Annotated in this window: 2 protein-coding genes; both read right to left on the bottom strand. The window is 62.2% G+C overall.

Annotated features, from left to right (window positions below; genetic code table 11):
• The coding region (locus tag KDH09_10735) for an efflux RND transporter permease subunit (GenBank protein MCB0220161.1) at positions 1-2,828 on the bottom strand (2,828 nt) is incomplete at its 3' end.
• The coding region (locus tag KDH09_10730; GenBank protein ID MCB0220160.1) for an efflux RND transporter periplasmic adaptor subunit at positions 2,825-3,123 on the bottom strand (299 nt) is incomplete at its 5' end. The genes KDH09_10735 and KDH09_10730, both read right to left, overlap by 4 nt.

The following is a 3,123-nucleotide window of genomic DNA, read 5'->3' as shown; positions in this document are numbered from 1 at the left end:
TAGAGCAGCATGACCACACCGGTCTCTGCATCGAGCCCTGCCAGCGCAATGATGCCCACCCACACCGCAACGCTCATGTTGTAATCGAGTAACCAGAGCAGCCACACAGCTCCCACCAGCGAGAACGGAACTGCAAGCACGACGATGAAGGTCTCTGTGAGCGAACGGGTATTCAGGTAGAGCAGCAGGAAGACCAGAAAGAGGGTCACGGGCACCACGACCTTGAGCCGCTCCTTGGCGCGTTCGAGATAGCGGTACTGGCCGCCCCAGGCGAGGTGGTACCCGGCGGGCTGGTCGATTTTCTCCGCAACGACGCGCTTGGCCTGTTCCACATAGTCGCCAATGGCACGCGAGTGATCAACGTCGACAAAAACGTAGCCTACGAGCTGGCCATTCTCGTCGCGAATTCCCGGCGGTCCGGTCGTGGTGCGGATGTCGGCGAGCTGTGCCAGCGGCACCTGCGCGCCCGTGGGCGTATGGACGAGTACCCGGCCGAGCGCGTCGAGATCGCTCCGGTAGTCACGCGAATAACGAACATTGATCGGGTAGCGTTCACGCCCCTCGACCGTGCTTGAGATGTTCATGCCGCCGATGCCGGTCTCAATGACGCGTTCAACGTCACCGACTGTCAGGCCGTAGCGCGCGGCAGCCTCGCGCCGGATTTCGAAGTCGATGAAGTTCCCGCCCGTCACGCGTTCGGCGAAGGCGCTGCGCGTTCCGGGTATCTCACTCACGACTTTTTCAATCTCGATCGCGAGCTCTTCGATGCGTTTGAGATCCGGGCCCAGCACCTTGATCCCCAGCGCGCTGCGAATGCCGGTGGCCAGCATTTCCGTGCGTGTCTGGATCGGCATCCAGAAAATATTGGGCATGCCCGGGACGCGGAGCTTGCGGTCCATCTCGGCGACGAGGTCATCCCAGGACAAGCCCTTGCGCCATTGCGACTGGGGCCTGAGCGTAATGACCGTCTCGATCATGGAGAGCGGTGCGGGATCGGTTGCGGTGCGCGAGCGACCCGCTTTGCCGAAGACGTGGTCGACTTCCGGAATGTCCTTCAGCACGCGGTTCATGCGCTGCATCGTATCCACTGCGGTATCGAGGCTCATGCCCGGAACGGCAGTGGGCATGTAGAGAATGCTGCCCTCGTTGAGCGGGGGCATGAACTCACTGCCCAGGTGGAGAAACACCGGGACAGTGCTGAGCATCACTGCCACTGCCGAAGCAAGCACGATGTAGCGGCGGCGAACAACGAATCGGACGACCGGTTCATAGGCCGCGACGAGCCAACGATTGAGGCGACTCTCGTTTTCCGGCCGAATTCTGCCGCGGATGAACAGCACGGCAAGCACGGGCGTGAGTGTCACGGCGAGAAAAGCGGCAAAGCCCATCGAGTAGGTCTTGGTAAATCCGATGGGCCGGAAGAGCCGCCCCTCCTGTCCCTGGAGGACGAAGATCGGCAGGAACGAAACCGTAATGACAAGCAGCGAGAAGAAAATGGAGGGGCCCACTTCCTGCATCGCGCGAATCATCACATCGAGGCGCGGCTCGGCGCGCCCGTTACGCTCCCACTCTTCGAGCTTTCGATGAATGTTCTCGATGATGATGATTGAAGCATCCACCATCGCACCAATGGCCACGGCGATGCCGCCCAGCGACATGATGTTGGCGGTCAGCCCCTGGTAATACATGGGAATGAAAGCCAGCAGCACCGCGAGCGGCAGGGTGATGATCGGCACGAGCGCGCTGCGCACATGAAAGAGAAAGAGGAAGATCACGAGGCTCACCACGATCATTTCTTCAATCAGCGTGTGGGTGAGCGTCCGGATCGATTTCTTGATGAGATCCGAGCGGTCGTAGGTGACGACCAGCTCCACGCCATCGGGCAAGCCGTCCTTGAGCTGTTCGATCCTGGCCTTGACGCGATCGATTGTTTCCAGGGCGTTTTCGCCGTAGCGCATGATGACGATGCCGCCCACTGCTTCGCCCTCGCCGTCGAGATCGATGGCGCCGCGGCGCATGTCGGGGCCGAGGTGTACCTCCCCGATGTCACGCACCAGCACGGGTGTCCCTTCCGATGTGGCGGCGACGGGGATGGTCTCGAGATCGGCAACGCTCTTGATGTAGCCGCGCCCGCGAATCATGTGTTCGGTGCCGGCGACCTCCAGCACGCGGCCGCCCACGTCGTTGTTCGAATCGCGAACGGCATCGATCACCTTCTTGAGCGGCAGGTTGTAGGCGAGCAGGCGATTGGGATCGATGTGGATCTGGTACTGCTTGACGAAGCCGCCAACGCTGGCGACCTCGGCCACGCCCTTGACTGCCTGCAGGGCGTATCGAAGGTTCCAGTCCTGAATCGAACGCAGCTCCTGCAGGTCGTGCTGGCCCGTCCTGTCCACCAGGGCGTATTCAAACACCCAGCCGACACCGGTGGCATCCGGGCCCAGCGTCGGCGTCACGCCGGACGGCAGGTTCTGCGCGGCGGTGTTGAGATACTCCATGACCCGGCTGCGGGCCCAGTAAATGTCCGTCCCGTCATCGAAAATCACATTGACAAAAGAGAGCCCGAACATCGTCTGGCCGCGCACGAACTGCACTTTGGGCGCGGCCAGCAGCGTGGTGACCAGCGGATAGGTAATCTGGTCTTCCACAAGATCGGGACTGCGCCCGGGCCATTCGGTGAAGACGATCACCTGCACGTCCGAGAGATCGGGGATCGCGTCGAGCGTGGTGTTGCGTGCCGCCCAGTAGCCCCAGCCCGAAAGGGCCGCTACGAGGAGCAACACAACGAAAGGGTTGCGGGCTGAGCCGCAGATGAGCTTCTCGATCATTGGCCGTGTCCCCCGTGACTTTGATGCTGGTGGGGGCTGGGTGCGCCCGCCGGTGCGGGCGCTTCACCTTCCCACTTGGGCAGCGCGCTCTTGAGCTGCGCCTCGGAGCTGATCAGGAAGTTGCCGGAAGTCACGACGCGCTCGCCGGCTTCGAGACCCGAGAGCACGACGTAGTACTCGTCGGCGCGCTGTCCGACGTGCACCTCGCGCGGTTCGAGGTTGCCGCCGCCGTGGTCGACGAAGACGTAGCGGTGCTCACCCGAATAAAGGATCGCCGCGAAGGGAACAGCCACCT

The organism is Chrysiogenia bacterium (genome assembly GCA_020434085.1).
GTDB lineage: Bacteria > JAGRBM01 > JAGRBM01 > JAGRBM01 > JAGRBM01 > JAGRBM01.
Note: the sequence above shows the minus strand (reverse complement) of the source record. Positions and strands in the feature narration are given on the sequence as shown.